The organism is Brachymonas sp. KE5 (genome assembly GCF_057773645.1).
In genome coordinates, this window is sequence record NZ_CM173463.1 from 273,688 (window position 1) to 288,790 (window position 15,103).

The 15,103-nt window shown below is 65.2% G+C and carries 13 protein-coding genes; 4 read left to right on the forward strand and 9 right to left on the reverse strand.

Annotated features, from left to right (window positions below; genetic code table 11):
- Window positions 1-4: 4 nt before the first annotated feature.
- Complete coding sequence (locus ACX36O_RS01310) at window positions 5-859, forward strand: DsbA family protein (RefSeq protein ID WP_371698799.1); 855 nt, start codon at window positions 5-7, stop codon at window positions 857-859.
- Between the two features lie 89 nt (window positions 860-948).
- On the opposite strand, the gene ACX36O_RS01315 is transcribed toward ACX36O_RS01310, so the two are convergent.
- Together ACX36O_RS01315 and ACX36O_RS01320 are read right to left on the reverse strand one after the other, a co-directional pair.
- Complete coding sequence (locus tag ACX36O_RS01315; RefSeq protein WP_488359942.1) at window positions 949-1,917, reverse strand: ribonuclease Z; 969 nt, start codon at window positions 1,915-1,917, stop codon at window positions 949-951.
- 8 nt (window positions 1,918-1,925) lie between these two features.
- Window positions 1,926-2,858, reverse strand: coding sequence for a LysR family transcriptional regulator (locus ACX36O_RS01320; protein WP_213362484.1), 933 nt, complete (start codon window positions 2,856-2,858; stop codon window positions 1,926-1,928).
- A 161-nt stretch (window positions 2,859-3,019) separates the two neighbouring features.
- Here ACX36O_RS01320 and ACX36O_RS01325 point away from each other — a divergent pair, with 161 nt between their 5' ends.
- Window positions 3,020-3,619 carry a nitroreductase family protein gene (locus tag ACX36O_RS01325; RefSeq protein WP_371686819.1) on the forward strand — a complete coding sequence of 200 codons (600 nt, stop codon included), beginning with the start codon at window positions 3,020-3,022 and terminating at the stop codon, window positions 3,617-3,619.
- Window positions 3,620-3,761: 142 nt separating this feature from the next.
- On the opposite strand, the gene ACX36O_RS01330 is transcribed toward ACX36O_RS01325, so the two are convergent.
- The 7 genes from ACX36O_RS01330 to ACX36O_RS01360 all read right to left on the reverse strand — a co-directional run bounded on the left by ACX36O_RS01330 (window position 3,762) and on the right by ACX36O_RS01360 (window position 12,465).
- A complete protein-coding gene (locus tag ACX36O_RS01330; protein ID WP_488359943.1) occupies window positions 3,762-5,009 on the reverse strand; it encodes a phenylacetate--CoA ligase family protein in 1,248 nt (415 codons plus the stop codon).
- Window positions 5,010-5,155: 146 nt separating this feature from the next.
- On the reverse strand, window positions 5,156-6,001 hold the full coding sequence (locus ACX36O_RS01335; RefSeq protein WP_488359944.1) for an ABC transporter ATP-binding protein: 846 nt from the start codon (window positions 5,999-6,001) through the stop codon (window positions 5,156-5,158).
- A 150-nt stretch (window positions 6,002-6,151) separates the two neighbouring features.
- Entirely contained in the window at window positions 6,152-7,570 is a 1,419-nt protein-coding gene (locus ACX36O_RS01340) for an ABC transporter substrate-binding protein (RefSeq protein ID WP_371686817.1), read from the reverse strand.
- Window positions 7,571-7,660: 90 nt separating this feature from the next.
- Window positions 7,661-8,737, reverse strand: a complete 1,077-nt coding sequence (locus tag ACX36O_RS01345; protein ID WP_488359945.1) for a branched-chain amino acid ABC transporter permease — start codon at window positions 8,735-8,737, stop codon at window positions 7,661-7,663.
- 30 nt (window positions 8,738-8,767) lie between these two features.
- On the reverse strand, window positions 8,768-9,697 hold the full coding sequence (locus ACX36O_RS01350; RefSeq protein ID WP_213362493.1) for a branched-chain amino acid ABC transporter permease: 930 nt from the start codon (window positions 9,695-9,697) through the stop codon (window positions 8,768-8,770).
- A gap of 24 nt (window positions 9,698-9,721) precedes the next feature.
- Window positions 9,722-10,507, reverse strand: a complete 786-nt coding sequence (locus tag ACX36O_RS01355; RefSeq protein WP_213362494.1) for an ABC transporter ATP-binding protein — start codon at window positions 10,505-10,507, stop codon at window positions 9,722-9,724.
- Window positions 10,508-10,530: 23 nt separating this feature from the next.
- Window positions 10,531-12,465: an AMP-dependent synthetase/ligase gene (locus ACX36O_RS01360; RefSeq protein ID WP_371686815.1), complete on the reverse strand. Its 1,935-nt coding sequence runs from the start codon at window positions 12,463-12,465 to the stop codon at window positions 10,531-10,533.
- 263 nt (window positions 12,466-12,728) lie between these two features.
- On the opposite strand from ACX36O_RS01360, the gene ACX36O_RS01365 reads away from it, so the two are divergent.
- Both ACX36O_RS01365 and ACX36O_RS01370 read left to right on the forward strand, forming a co-directional pair.
- Complete coding sequence (locus ACX36O_RS01365; RefSeq protein ID WP_371686814.1) at window positions 12,729-13,451, forward strand: Crp/Fnr family transcriptional regulator; 723 nt, start codon at window positions 12,729-12,731, stop codon at window positions 13,449-13,451.
- An 806-nt stretch (window positions 13,452-14,257) separates the two neighbouring features.
- The gene (locus ACX36O_RS01370) at window positions 14,258-15,067 is read left to right on the forward strand and encodes a pseudouridine synthase (RefSeq protein WP_250131088.1); all 810 of its coding nucleotides are present in this window, start codon (window positions 14,258-14,260) and stop codon (window positions 15,065-15,067) included.
- Window positions 15,068-15,103: the final 36 nt, after the last annotated feature.

Genomic DNA, 15,103 nt, shown 5'->3' on the forward strand with positions numbered 1-15,103 from the left:
CGTCATGAACGAGCAGATTGAACCCGGGCGGCCGCCCGATTCCGGAGCCGCACCGCAGACGTTGGATGTTGATGCGACCAAGCAGGCCCATGCCGCTGAAGAATCCTGTACGGAGGGTGTTTGCCGGCCCGCAGACCTGGCCAGTGCTGGTGCCACGCCGGAAACTGCCCATGCGGATCGGGATGCCACCGCCTCCGGGGCAACGGCGGCGCCCGCCCGGGATGCCGAACTGATCTACGTCGGCGACCCGATGTGCTCCTGGTGCTGGGGCATCGCGCCCGAGCTGGACCGGCTGCGCCAGCATGCCGCAACGCAGGGCATGGGGCTGGAAGTGATTCTCGGCGGCTTGCGACCCGGTGGTGGCGATGCCTGGACACCCAGGTTCCGCGACTTCCTGCGCCATGAATGGCAGCAGGTGCATGCCCGCACCGGCCAGCCGGTGAGCTACGGCTTGCTGGAGCGCGACCAGTTCAACTACGACACCGAACCGGCCTGCCGTGCCGTGGTAGTGGCCCGCGGCATGCGCGACGACGGCAGCGCGCCCGGGCTGGACCTGTATGGCTTCTTCAAGGCGGTGCAGCACCGGTTCTATGCCGACAATGCGGATCCGTCCGAGGGGGAGTTCTACCGGCTGCCGTGCGAGCAACTGGGGCTGGATGCCGATGAATTTGCCCGCCGCTTTCCTGCGCCGCAGGCCATCGAGGCGACACGCCAGGATTTTGCGCTGGCCCGGCAATGGGGCGTGAATGCCTTCCCCACGGTGCTGCTGCGCGTGGGCCAGCAGCTCTATCTGCTGGCGCAGGGCTATGACTCGGCACAGGCCATGGGGCAGCGCGTGGAGGCGGTGCTGGCGCGGTAAAGGGTGGAGGCTGGGGTCAGCCATCAGCCATCAGCCATCAGCCATCAGCCATCAGCCATCAGCCATCAGCCATCAGCCATCAGCCCATGTCAGCGGCGCACGGAACCCTGGTATTGCAGCGCTCCATCCGGCGACAGCGTGTACTGGTCGAAATCCCGCGCCAGATGCAGCGTGCCGCCATACTGCAAAACGGCTTCGCGGCGCAGCTGCTCCATGCCGTCGCCATGATCGTAGCGCGGGCTGAAATGCGTGAGAATCAGGTTGGGCAGGCCGATGCGCTCGGCAAAGGCTGCGACCTGTTCGGCACAGCTGTGCATGCGTTCGGGGCCGACCTTGTCCAGCACCGGGCGGGTGTAGGTGGCTTCGTGCACCAGTAGCTGGGCATCGGCGCAGGCTTCGGCCAGCAGACCGGGGTCGGCATTGTCGCCGGCAATCACGGCGCGGACCTGTTCCACATGCCGGCGCAGCACCTCGGCGCTGCGGATGGTGCGGCCCTGCCATTGCACGTCCTGGTCATCCTGCAGCTGGCGCCAGAGCGGGCCGCGCGGCAGGCCGAACTGGCGCAGCGCGTCGCCATCCAGATGCGTGTGCGTGCGGGACACTTCCAGCCGGTAGGCCACGCTGGGCACGCGGTGCAGCAGGGCGTGGCGGTCGATGCGCAAGCCGGGGCGCTCCAGCACCACGGCAGGCGCGTCTTCCAGCGCCAGCGTCTCGAGCGGATATGGCAGGTAGAGGTCGCCGCAGCGGCGCGTAGCCTCCACCCAGTCGAGCACCACCTGCGGGGCGATCAGTTGCAGGGGATTGGTGCGGCCATGCATGGCGGCGCTGGCCAGCATGCCCGGCAGCCCGTAGCAATGGTCGCCATGGGCGTGCGTGATCAGGATCGCCTCGAGATCGCGCACCGAGAGCTTCACGCGCAGCAGCTGGTGCTGCGTGGCTTCGCCGCAATCGACGAGCACCCAGGAGGCGCCAGGGCCGGTTTGCAGCGCCAGCGCGCTCATGTTGCGGCGGCGTGTGGGCACGCCGGAGGAGGTGCCGAGAAAGGTGAGGGTGAGCATGTCAGGATTCATGGTGCCACGGTTTCTTCGTGCCGGGCCCAGGGCGCGTTGGCCAGGCTGCTGGCGAGGTAGTCCAGCAGCGCCTGCACCCTGGCGGGCCGGCGTCGCCCGGGCGGGGTGACGGTGTGCAGCGCGACTGGCGCCACCTGCCATTCTTCCATGACCGAGAGCAGCTGCCCGGAGCGCAGTTCGCGCCAGACCATGAACTCGGGTTGCAGCGCCAGCCCCAGCCCCGCGAGCAGGGCGGGCATCAGGCCTTCGGCGTTGTTCACGCGCAGGGCGCCGTGTGTTTCCTGCGTGAGCTCGCCGTGGCGGGCATGGCGGAAGCTCCAGTTGGTCCCGCCGCGCGCGTAGGCATACTGCAGCGCCTTGTGCCGGGCCAGGTCACGCGGATGGCGCGGCTTGCCATGGCAAGCGAAATACGCGGGCGTGCCGACCAGCAGCAGGCGGATGGTGCACAACTGGCGCGCCAGCAGACTGGAGTCGACCAGATTGGAGATGCGCAGCGCCAGATCGAAGCGCTGCCCCACCAGATCGATGTGGTCATCGCTGAATTCGATGTCCAGCCGCACCTCGGGGTGCGCCTCGAGAAAGGCGGGCAGCAGCGGCGCCACGTAGTTCAGCCCGAAGGACATGGGCGCCGTCATCCGGATGAGCCCGCGCAGGCTGACGGATTGTTCGGCCAGCTCGGCCTCGACTGCTTCGCCTTCTTCCAGAATGCGGGTGGCGTACTCCAGCGCGGTCTGCCCGCTTTCGGTGAGCGACATGCGGCGCGTGGTGCGGTGGAACAGCATGGTCTGCATGCGCGCCTCCAGGCGCGTGATTGCCTTGGAGACGGTGGCCTGGGACAGGCCCAGTTCCTCCGCAGCTCTGGCAAACGAGCCGGTTTCGGCCACCTTGGCGAAGATGGCCCAGGCTTCCAGATCCGGCAGCTTCTTCATGGCAGTGCCTGCATGTGATTGGTTGAAAAATGGAAAGAGTGATATTCGATATTTTCTATTCTAAGCATTCGGCGATTTTCCTACACTGGATTCATCGCGTTCGGATGGCGTCCGTCATGGGCTCCAGCTGATCGGTTCATCCCCCAATTCCAGGAGTTTTCATGAGCAACACCGCCATCCACAGTTTCACCAAGCGCCGCACCCAGTATGCCCTCGGCAAGCAGCTGCCGTTCAGCCAGGAGGCTGCCGCCAACCTCATCCAGGAAGCCATCCGCCAGGCGCCTTCCGCCTTCAACTCGCAGAGCTCGCGTGCCGTGATCCTGTTCGGCGCACAAAGCGTGAAATTCTGGGATCTGGTGAAGGAAGCGCTGCGCCCCATGGTGCCCGCCGAGAGCTTCGGCGCCACCGAGCATAAGCTGGCCAGCTTTGCCGCCGGCGCCGGTACCGTGCTGTTCTACGAAGACCAGGACGTGGTGAAGGGCCTGCAGCAGCAGTTGGCCGCCTATGCCGACAACTTCCCGATCTGGTCCGAGCACTCCACCGGCATCGCACAGTTCGCGGTGTGGACGGCGTTGGCCGAAGCCGGCATCGGCGCCAGCCTGCAGCATTACAACCCGGTGGTGGACGAGGCTGCGCAGAAGGAGTGGGATATCCCTGCTTCCTGGAAGCTGCGCGCGCAGATGCCCTTCGGCTCGCACGAGGCACCGTTCGGTGACAAGGCCTTCATGGACGACGCTGCGCGTTTCCGTGTGTTTGCCTGAAGCCAAGCTCCTTGTGTCACTGGCGTGATGCGGTCCGGCGCAGCCTGATCGGTATGCGCCGGTGCCAAAAGCACAAAGGCCGGCACGATGATGCCGGCCTTTGCCGTTTTCCCGCCAGCGCTCGTGTGCCGCTGTCAGCGCCTTATGCGTAGCTGCGCGCGTCCTCGATCACCTTGCCATCGTTGGCCAGGCTGCCCGGCGCGCAGAACACCACATCGGCACGCAGCTTGGTCACTTCGCGCACGGCGTCGGCGATGGCCTGCTGCAGTTCGGCGCTCTGCTCGGCGCATTCCACGTGCAGCGCCATTTTGTCGTTCGCCATCTCGCCGCTGACCACCAGCCGCGCCTTCTGCACCGCGGGGAAGCGCTTGGCCACCGTGGCCACCTGGCCCGGATGCACGAACATGCCGCGCACCTTGGTGGTCTGGTCGGCGCGCCCCATCCAGCCCTTGATGCGGGTGTTGGTGCGGCCGGTCGGGCACTGGCCCGGCAGCACGGCAGACAGGTCGCCGGTGCCGAAGCGGATCAGCGGATAGTCCGGGTTGAGCGTGGTCACCACCAGTTCGCCCACTTCGCCTTCGGGCACCGGGTCGCCCGTGCCGGGGCGCACGATCTCGACGATCACGCCTTCATCGAGCACCAGGCCTTCGCGTGCGCTGGTCTCGTAGGCGATCAGGCCCAGGTCGGCCGTGGCATAGCACTGGTAGCCCTGCACCCCGCGCTCGGCGAACCAGTCGCGCAGGCTGGGCGGGAACGCTTCGCCGCTGACCAGCGCCTTCTTCAGCGAAGGCAGTGCCACGCCCATGTCGGCGGCCTTTTCCAGAATGATCTTGAGGAAACTGGGCGTGCCGATGTAGCCGGCCGGCTTCAGGTCGCGCATGGCCTCCACCTGCTGCTCGGTCTGGCCGATGCCGCCCGGAAACACCGTGCAGCCCAGCGCATGCGCGCCGGTTTCCATCATCGAACCGGCGGGGGTGAAGTGGTAGCTGAAGCAGTTGTGCACCAGTTCGCCGCTGCGAAAACCGGCAGCATGCAGCGTGCGCGCCATGCGCCAGTAATCCCTGGCCTTGCCCTCGGGTTCGTAGATCGGGCCGGGGCTGGCGAACACGCGTGCCATTTTCGGGCCCATGCCGATGGCGGCAAAACCGCCGAAGGGATTGTCGGCACGCTGTGCCTGCTGGCGCTCCAGCAACTCGTACTTGCGGATCACCGGCAGCGTGGCGAGGGCCTCGCGGCTGGCGATGCTGGCGGCGTCGATGCCGGCCAACTGCTCGGCCATGGCCGGTGCGTTCTGCTGTGCGTGGGCGATCTGCTTCGGCAGGGCAGCCAGCAGGGCGGCTTCGCGGTCGGCAGGACTGCGGTTTTCGAGGGAGTCGTAAAAGGTGTGCATGGCTTGTGCGTTTTCAGGCTGCAGAAGGCCTTCCCGCGTATCCGCGCAGGAAGCATGGAAGGGGTATTCGTTCGACGAAGCCTGCAGGAACTGCGGGGGCGCAGGCCGGAGTCCGGACAGCGCTCAGGCCGCCCGGAGTGGAAACATCAGGCCAGCCAGCGCTTGCGGCGCTTGTAGCTCTTGACTTCCTTGAAGCTCTTGCGCTCGCCGCCGCCAACGCCGAGGTAGAACTCCTTCACGTCCTCGTTGCTGGCCAGATCCTTGGCGGTGCCGTCCATCACGATGCGGCCGCTTTCCATGATGTAGCCATAGTCGGCGTAGCGCAGCGCCATGTTGGTGTTCTGCTCGGCCAGCAGGAAGGTGGTCTTTTCCTTGGTGTTGAGATCCTTCACGATCTCGAACACTTCTTCCACGATTTGCGGCGCCAGGCCCATGGAGGGCTCGTCCAGCAGCACCATGTTGGGGTTGCTCATCAGCGCGCGGCCGATGGCGCACATCTGCTGCTCGCCGCCGGAGGTATAGGCGGCCTGGCTGGTGCGGCGCGTCTTCAAGCGCGGGAAGTAGTTGTAGACCTTTTCCAGGTTGGCGGAGATCTCGCCCTTGTCCTTGCGCGTGTAGGCGCCGGTGAGCAGGTTCTCCTCGATGGTGAGGTGGGCGAAGCAGTGGCGGCCTTCCATCACCTGCACCACGCCGCGCTTGACCAGCTCGGCCGGATTCAGGTTCTGGATCTGCTCGCCGCGGTACTCAATGGTGCCCTTGGTCACCTCGCCGCGCTCGCCGGCCAGCAGGTTGGAAATGGCACGCAGCGTGGTGGTCTTGCCGGCGCCGTTGCCGCCCAGAATGGCGACCACGCTGCCTTCCGGCACGGCCAGCGAGACGCCCTTGAGCACCAGAATCACGTGGTTGTAGATGACTTCGATGCCGTTGACGGTCACCAGCGCAGGTGCAGTCAGTGGCGAGCGGGTGTCGGTGGCGGTAGCGGTGGCTTCCATGGGCTTGTCTCCGTTATCAGTATGGGTTGCGGCCTTGCATCTGGCGCGGCACTGGCAAGACGACGCGGGGCATCAGCTTGCCGCTGCCGGAACAGCGGGGCTCCCGGGGGAGCCGGCAACCCTGCATGGGCAGGGTTGCCAGACAGCGCATCAGCTGTTGCAGTCGGCTTCTTCGCGGGCCTTGATGCCCTTTTCGCCGGCGTACTTCTCGGCACCTGCCTTGATCAGCGGATCAACCACGGCGGGGTCGGCCTGGATCCAGTCGGACACCGGCGCCCACTTGCTGCCATCCCAGGTCTGCACGCGGGAAGCGGTGGAGCCCATGTGGTCCTTGCAGGTGGTGGTGATGGGGTGCATCATGTCGCCAAAGCCCAGTTCGGCCAGCTTTTCCTTGGTCAGGTTCAGGTTCTCCATGCCCCAGCGCACCTGCTCTGCGGTCATGACCTTGCCTTTGCCGAACTTCTCCTGGGCGGCGCGCACGGCTTCCACACCCAGCATCTGGATCACGACGCCGCGGTTGTACAGCACGGTACCCACTTCGTCCTTGCTGTTGGCGGTGCCGTTGCCCTTCTCGTACACGTGCTTCAGGATGTCCTGGATCACCTTGGGCTCCTGGCCGGAAGCGTTCAGCGACAGGGCGTTGTAGCCCTTGGCGCCGGCAGCCACGTCCTTGACGTCAGGCTCGGCACCTGCCCACCACACGCCGTACATCTTGTCGCGCGGATAGCCGGTGGCCTGTGCCTCCTTGATGGCGGTGGAGTTCATCACGCCCCAGCCCCACAGCAGCACGTAGTCGGGCTTGCTCTGGCGCACCTGCAGCCAGGTGGCCTTCTGTTCCACGCCAGGGGCGGTCACAGGCAGCATCTGCAGCTCGAAGCCATGCATTTCGGCGCGCTTCTGCAGCAGGGGGATCGGCTCCTTGCCGAACGGGCTGTCGTGGTAGACCAGGGCGATCTTCTTGCCCTTGAGCTTGTCCAGACCGCCTTCCTTGGTGCCGATGTGCTGGATCAGCGCGTCAGCGGCGGTCCAGTAGCTGCCCATCAGCGGGAAGTTCCACTTGAAGAAGTCGCCGTTCTGCGACACGGACAGGCCGTAGCCGAAGGTCATCAGCGGGATCTTGTCGACGGGAGCCTTCTCCGTCAGGGCGAAGGTAATGCCGGTGGACTGGGGATCGAACAGGGTCACGCCGGGCTTGGTCTTCAGGCGCTCGTAGCACTCCACGCCGCGGTCGGTGGCATAGCCGGTCTCGCACTCCTCGAAGGAGATCTTCACGCCGTTGATGCCGCCATCACGCTCGTTGATCATCTTCAGGTAATCCTGCTTGCCATCGGCCCACGGGATGCCGTTGGGAGCGTAAGGGCCGGTACGGTAGGACAGCAGCGGGAAGAACTGCGTATCACCGGTGGCAGCGGGAGAGCCGCCGGTGTTGCCGCCGCCTGCAGCAGCAGTGGTGGTGGCGCCGGAGGCGGCCGGGGCAGAGGCGGTTTCCTGCTTGCCGCAGGCCGACAGGGCCAGGGCTGCGGCAATGGCGATGCCGGTCAGGCCGGTGCGGAGGGTCAGTGCGTTCATGGGGTTGTCTCCTTGGTTATGAACTCAGATGAACAGGGTGCTCAGGTTGTCAGAAATTTGACAGAATTTGGTTTGGTAATTTCCCGGAGATCAGTGCGGGAACGGCCAGATGCGCAGTTTCTGCTTGGCCATGGCCCAGAGCTTGGCCAGGCCGTGCGGCTCTACGATCAGGAACCACACGATCAGCGCACCGAAGATGATGTATTCGATGTGCGAGATGGTGGCGGTGGACACCTGGGCGTCGAACAGGCTGGCCACCAGGGGCAGGAAGTTGGTCAGGAAGATCGGCAGCAGCACGATGAAGGCGGCACCGAAGAAGCTGCCCATGATCGAACCCATGCCGCCGATGATCACCATGAACAGCAGCTTGAAGGACACGTCCACGTTGAAGGCGCCCGGCTCCCAGGAGCTCAGGTGGATGAAGCCCCACAGCGCGCCGGCCATGCCCACGATGAAGGAGCTCACGGCAAAGGCGGACAGCTTGGCGAACATCGGGCGGATGCCGATCACGGCGGCGGCCACGTCCATGTCGCGGATGGCCATCCACTCGCGGCCGATGGCGCCGCGCACCAGGTTCTTCACCAGCACGGCGGTGACGACCAGCACGGCCAGGCAGAACACGTAGCGGGCCATGGGCGTATCCAGCGGGATGCCGAAGAAGCTCAGGTTGCTGACGGACACGGAGCCGGAAGCGGAGTTGTTGGTCAGCCACTTGATGCGCAGGAACATCCAGTCGCTGAAGAACTGGGCCGCCAGCGTGGCCACGGCCAGGTACAGGCCCTTCACGCGCAGCGAGGGCAGGCCGAACAGGATGCCGAACAGCAGGGCGCAGACGCCGCCGAAGATCAGCGCCACGATCAGCGGCACGCCCGGCAGGCGCACGAACAGGTTGTAGGCACCGTAGGCACCCACCGCCATGAAGGCGCCGGAGCCCAGCGAGATCTGGCCGCAATAGCCCACCAGCACGTTCACACCGAGTGCAGCCAGGCACATGATGACCAGCGGGATCAGGATGGCGGTAAACCAGTAGGGTGTGGCAATCGCCGGAATCACCAGGAACACGGCCGCCAGCAGCAGGATCATGAACAGGCGGTCCTGCTTGATCGGCAACATGGCCTGGTCGGCGCGGTAGGTGGTCTTGAACTGACCGTTTTCGCGGTAAAGCATGGGAAAGTCTCCAGGTTTTATCGTTATGGGTTACACGCGATCGATGATCTTTTCACCGAACAGGCCTTGCGGACGGAACAGCAGGAACACCAGGGCCAGCACGTAGGCGAACCAGATCTCGATGCCGCCGCCGACCATGGGGCCGATGTAGACCTCGGACAGCTTCTCGCCCACGCCGATGATCAGGCCGCCGATGATGGCGCCGGGCACGGAGGTGAGGCCGCCCAGGATCACCACCGGCAGGGCACGCAGGGCCACGGTTGCCAGGGAGAACTGCACGCCGAGCTTGGAGCCCCAGATCATGCCGGCCACCAGGGCCACCACGCCGGCCACGCACCACACGATCACCCAGATGCGGTTGAGCGGGATGCCGATGGACTGGGCGGCTTGGTGGTCATCGGCCACGGCGCGCAGGGCACGACCGGTGGTGGTCTTCTGGAAGAACACGGACAGGCCTGCCACCAGCACTGCGGCAATTGCAGCGGCAATCAGGTCTTCCTTGTTCACCAGCACGCCACCCTCGATCACGCTTTCCAGGATGATCATCGGATCCTTGGGCATGCCGATGTTGATGGAGTAGATCTCGCTGCCGAACAGGGTCTGGCCGATGCCTTCGAGCAGGTAGGTGATGCCCAGCGTGGCCATCAGCAGCGTGGCGCCTTCCTGGTTGACCAGATGACGCAGCACGAAGCGTTCGATGGCCCAGGCCACCACGAACATCACCAGCGCCGCACCGATGAAGGCGACGATGTTGGCGACGATCATGTTGTTGATCCCCAGGTATTTGGGAATCCATTCAGCCAGGCGGGCCATGGCCAGCGCCGCGAACAGCACCATGGCGCCCTGGGCGAAGTTGAATACGCCGGATGCCTTGAAAATCAGCACAAAGCCCAGCGCGACCAGCGCGTACAGCATGCCCGTCATCAGGCCGCCGAGCAGGGTTTCCAGAAAAAATCCCATTTTGAAATCTCCTTGATGGCGGGTTTAGTGACTGGCGCCCAGGTAGGCCCGGATCACGTCTTCGTTGTTGCGCACTTCGTCGGGGCTGCCGTCGCCGATCTTCTTGCCGTAGTCCAGCACCACCACGCGGTCGGAAATGTCCATCACCACGCCCATGTCGTGCTCGATCAGCACGATGGTGGTGCCGAACTCGTTGTTCACGTCCAGGATGAAGCGGCTCATGTCCTGCTTTTCCTCGACGTTCATGCCGGCCATCGGCTCATCGAGCAGCAGCACCTGCGGCTCCATGGCCAGCGCGCGGCCCAGGTCGACGCGCTTTTGCAGGCCGTAGGGCAGGGTGCCCACGGGCGTCTTGCGGTAGGCCTGGATTTCCAGGAAGTCGATGATGCGCTCCACCTTCTCGCGGTGCGCGATTTCCTCGCGCTCGGCCGGGCCGATGCGCAGCGCCTGCATGAAGATGTTGCTCTTGATCTTCAGGTTGCGGCCGGACATGATGTTGTCCAGCACGCTCATGCCCTTGAACAGCGCCAGGTTCTGGAAGGTACGGGCCACGCCCATCTCTGCCACCTGGCGGCTGTTCATGTGGTCGAAGGTCTTGCCACGGAAGGTGATGGAGCCTTCGGTCGGCGTGTAGACGCCGTTGATGCAGTTCAGCATCGAGCTCTTGCCGGCGCCGTTGGGGCCGATGATGGAGCGGATCTCGTGCTCCATCACGTTGAAGCTGATGTCGGTCAATGCCTTTACGCCGCCGAAGCGCAGGCTGATGTTCTTGATGTCGAGAATGACGTCGCCGATTTTCTTGGTAGTCATGATGCGGTCTTTCCGTCAGGGGGTCAGGCAGCGGCCCGGGTGGCGGGGAAGGTCTTGGCATCGGCCAGCTTGAGGGTGGCGCTCACCTTGCCGGTGCGGCCGTCCTCGAACTTGACCTGGGTCTCGATGAACTGCTCGGGCTTGCCCTCGTACAGCGCATCCACCAGAACCTTGTACTTGTCGGAGATGAAGCCGCGGCGCACCTTGCGCGTGCGGGTCAGCTCGTCGTCGTCCGGATCGAGTTCCTTGTGCAGCACCAGGAAGCGCGTGACCTGGGTGTCTTCCATGCCTTCCTCGCGGGCCAGGTCGGCGTTGACCTTCTCCACGCAGTCGCGCACCATTTCCAGCACCTGCGGCTTGGCAGCCAGATCCACGTAGCCGCCATAGGGCAGACCCTGGCGCTCGGCCCAGTTGCCCACGGCCTCGTAGTCGATGTTGATGAAGGCCATCACCTCGTTGCGGTCGTGGCCGAAGCACACGGCTTCCTTGATCTGCGGGAAGAACTTGAGCTTGTTCTCGATGTAGTTGGGCGCGAACATGGCGCCGCCGGCGAGCTTGCCCACGTCCTTGGCGCGGTCGATGATGCGCAGCTGGCCGTCGTGGTCGATCACGCCCGCGTCACCTGTCTTGAAGTAGCCGTTCTCGTCGATCACCTCGGCGGTGGCGTCGGGGCGCTGGTAGTACTCCTTGAGCACCGACACACCCTTCACCAGCACCTCGCCGTTATCGGCAATCTTCAGCTCGATGCCGGGAGCGGCCTCGCCCACGGTGTTGAGCTTGACGCGGCCGTTCTTCTGCAGGCAGACGTAGGCGCAGGTCTCGGTCTGGCCGTAGAGCTGCTTGAGGTTGACGCCAATGGAGCGGAAGAAGCGGAACAGGTCCGGGCCGATGGCGGCGCCGGCGGTGTAGGCCACGCGGATGCGGCTCAGGCCCATCACGTTCTTGAGCGGGCCGTACACGAACCAGTCACCCAGCTTGTATTTGATGCGGTCGCCGAAGCCCACGCTCTGGCCGTCCAGGATGTCGGAGCCGACGCGCGTGGCCACGTTCATGGCGGACTTGTACATCCACTGCTTGAACTTGCTCGCGTCCTCCATGCGGATGGAGACGGACGTCAGCATGCCTTCGAAGACGCGGGGCGGCGCGAAGTAGTAGGTCGGGCCGATCTCGCGCATGTCGATGGACAGCGTTTCGGCCGACTCGGGGCAGTTGATGGTGAAGCCCACCACCAGCCACTGGGCGATGGAGAACAGGAAGTCGCCCACCCAGGCCGGCGGCAGGTAGCAGATCATGTTGTCGCTGGTCAGCAGGCCGTCGACTTCCTTACTGCCCTGTGCTGCGCCAATGAAGGCGCGGTGCGTCTGGCACACGCCCTTGGGCTTTCCGGTGGTGCCGGAGGTGTACAGGATCACGGCCACATCGTCGGGCTGCACCTGCTCCAGCGCCTGGGCGTAGAAGCCGCTGTTCTGCTGCTCGAACTTGCGGCCCAGCTCGAACAGCTGCTCCACGCTGATCAGGCCGGGCTCGTCGTAGTTGCGCATGCCGCGCGGATCGTCGTAGATGATGTGCGTGAGGCCGGGCAGGGTCTCGCGCAGTTCCAGCATCTTGTCGACCTGTTCCTGGTCTTCGGCGAACACGAAGTGGATGTCGGCATCCTGCAGCACGAAGGCCATCTCGGAAGCCACCGCATCCTGGTACATGGGCACCGGAATGCCGCGCAGGCTCTGCACGGCCAGGAAGGTCAGGTACAGGTGCGGGCGGTTGTTGCCGGCAATGGCCAGGTTGTTGCCGGCCTTGAAGCCCAGGCTGGCCAGGCCGCAGGCCATCCAGCGCACTTCGTCAGCCGCGCGCTGCCAGGTCCAGGTCTGCCAGATCCCGTACTCTTTCTCACGCATGGCGTGCTCGTTGGGGCGCTGGCGTGCATGCTCCAGCAGCAATCGGGGGAAGGTCATGTTCATGCGCTTGCCTCGTTGTCTCCGTTGTGTTTGTAAAAGCCCGTTGCGCTTGTAACAGGCCGCAACGCGTCAAATGTCTGCGATGAATGGTAGCGGCGACTTTGTTGTTTGGGTGTCTTTATGACGACAATCTAGGGCATTCCCTCTTTAGGTTTAACCCTGATGGATGAAGAGGGGTTTTGGCTGGCATAGTGGATGGACTTTGCCGTTGAGGGGCGGTTTCACCGACAATTGCCCCGCGCAAACCGCCACTTTCAGCCCGAACAATGACCCCGACCCCTAGCCTTACCCTGCTGGAGCGCCGCCGCGCCGCAACCCAGGAAGAACTCGAAGCCATCGCCTGGTGGCATGTGCTGAACCCTGAATGCAAGCGCCGCGTGAAGGAGGACGTGCTCGTTGGCCAGGTGCATTCGGGGGAGCTGGTGTGCCGCACCGGGCGTTCGCCGACCTACTGGTTCGGCCTGCTCGAAGGCCTGCTCAAGATGAGCAACGACAATGTCAACGGCCAGAGCATCACGTTTTCGGGCGTGGCACCGGGCGGCTGGTTCGGCGAGGGTACGCTGCTCAAGCGCGAACCCTACCGCTACAACATCCAGGCCTTGCGCACCAGCATGGTGGCGGCCTTGCCGATCGACACCTTCCATGAGGTGCTGGACCATTCGATCGGCTTCAACCGCTTCATCATGAACCAGCTCAACGAGCGCCTGGGCCAGTTCGTGGCGGCGCGTGAGACCGAGCGGCTGAACAGCCCGAACATGCGGGTGGCGCGCAGCCTGGCGGCCTTGTTCAATCCGGTGCTGTTTCCGGCGGTGGAGGAAGTGCTGCGCATCACGCAGCAGGAACTGGCGTATCTGGTCGGTCTCTCGCGCCAGCGCGTGAACGAGGCGCTGACGGTGCTGGAGTCGTACGGGGCCATCCGCGTGGCCTATGGCGGGTTGATCGTGTCCGACCTGCAGTTGCTGCGTACTGGCACCTTCGAGCGGCAATGAGCGTGGAGGGGTAGGGCGAGGCCATCCGGTTGCACAGTTGCACGGCTGGTGCGGGTGCGACTGGTGCGGCGTGGTCTGCAGCAGCAATTAACGCTGGCTGCCGCAGGCCGGGCGCGGGATAATGCGCCATGAGTTCCGATACCCCCAAACCGCGCCGCACGCTCTCGCGTCCGGCCAAGCCGGTACAGCCTGATTCCGGCGCCGCTTCATCCTCCTCCCGCAACGCACCGCTGCGCAGCAAGGGCAGCCAGTCGCAGTCGCCTGCGGGCAAGCCGGGTGCGCCGATGCGCTCGGTTCGCAGCAATGTGTGGCGTGCCGATGCGCCGCCCAGGCCTGCTGCCCAGCCGGGCGATCGTTTCGGGCGCGAGGACAGTGGCGGACGGGGCGAGCGCGGAGAACGCGGGGAGCGTGCTGCCCGTGCCCCTTATGGCCAACGTACCGAGCGGCCCCGGGCGGGCCGGCCGGAAGGGGATCGTCCGCAGCGCGGCGACTGGCCGGATCGTCCGGCGCGGCCACCGCGCACGCGTGATGACGATGGAGCGCCGGAGCGACAAGGCCGTTTCGAGCGGCCCATGCGGAGCGAGCGAGGCGAAGCTGCGGAGCGCCGGCCGCGATTCCGGGATGCGGCGCCTCCGGACGCAGAGCGCAAGCCTCGTTTTGCGGATCGGGGAGCTCCCGATGCAGAGCGCCGACCGCGGTTCCAAGGCGATGGACGCCGTGATGCAGAGCGTCCATCGCGGTTCGGGGAGGATGATCGCCCGCGGCGGGCCCCTTTGCCGCCGGCAACCCGCACGCAACCCGGACAGATGTCGCCCGCCAAAGCGCAGCCGCAACCCGTCGCGGCACACGCCGAAGGCATGCGCCTGAACAAGCGTCTGGCCGAACTGGGGCTGTGCTCACGCCGCGAAGCAGACGAATGGATTGCCCGGGGCTGGGTGTTGGTGAACGGCCAGCGGGCCGAAACCGGCCAGCGTGTCGGACCCGAGGACCACATCGACGTGGAACAGGCCGCGCATGGCGAGCAGGCGCAACGCGTCACCATCCTGATCCACAAGCCTGTCGGCTACGTCAGTGGCCAGCCCGAGGACGGCTACCAGAGTGCAGCCAGCCTGATCAATGCGCGCAGCCGCTGGCGTGAAGACAGGCATCCCCAGCGTTTCAGCCCGCAACAGTTGCGCGGGCTGGCGCCGGCCGGCCGGCTGGATATCGACTCTACCGGCCTGCTGGTGCTGACGCAGGACGGCCGCGTGGCGCGCCAGCTGATCGGAGAGGCCAGCACGGTGGACAAGGAATACCTGGTGCGCGTGGAATACGACGACGGCGGTCGAGTGGTGAGCGAGAACGTCGAGGCGGTGTTCCCGCCGGATCAACTCGCCCTGCTGCGCCATGGCCTGAGCCTGGACGGCCAGCCGCTGCTGCCGGCCCAGGTCGACTGGCAGAACCCCGAGCAGCTGCGCTTTGTGCTGGTCGAAGGCAAGAAGCGCCAGATCCGCCGCATGTGCGAAGCCGTGGGCCTGAAGGTCGTCGGCCTCAAGCGCATCCGCATCGGGCGGGTGATGCTGGGTAATCTGCCGGTGGGGGAGTGGCGCTATCTGGGAGCGACAGAAGGATTCTGAAAAACTGCAAGATGCCTCACAGGCGGCGCAGGGTAA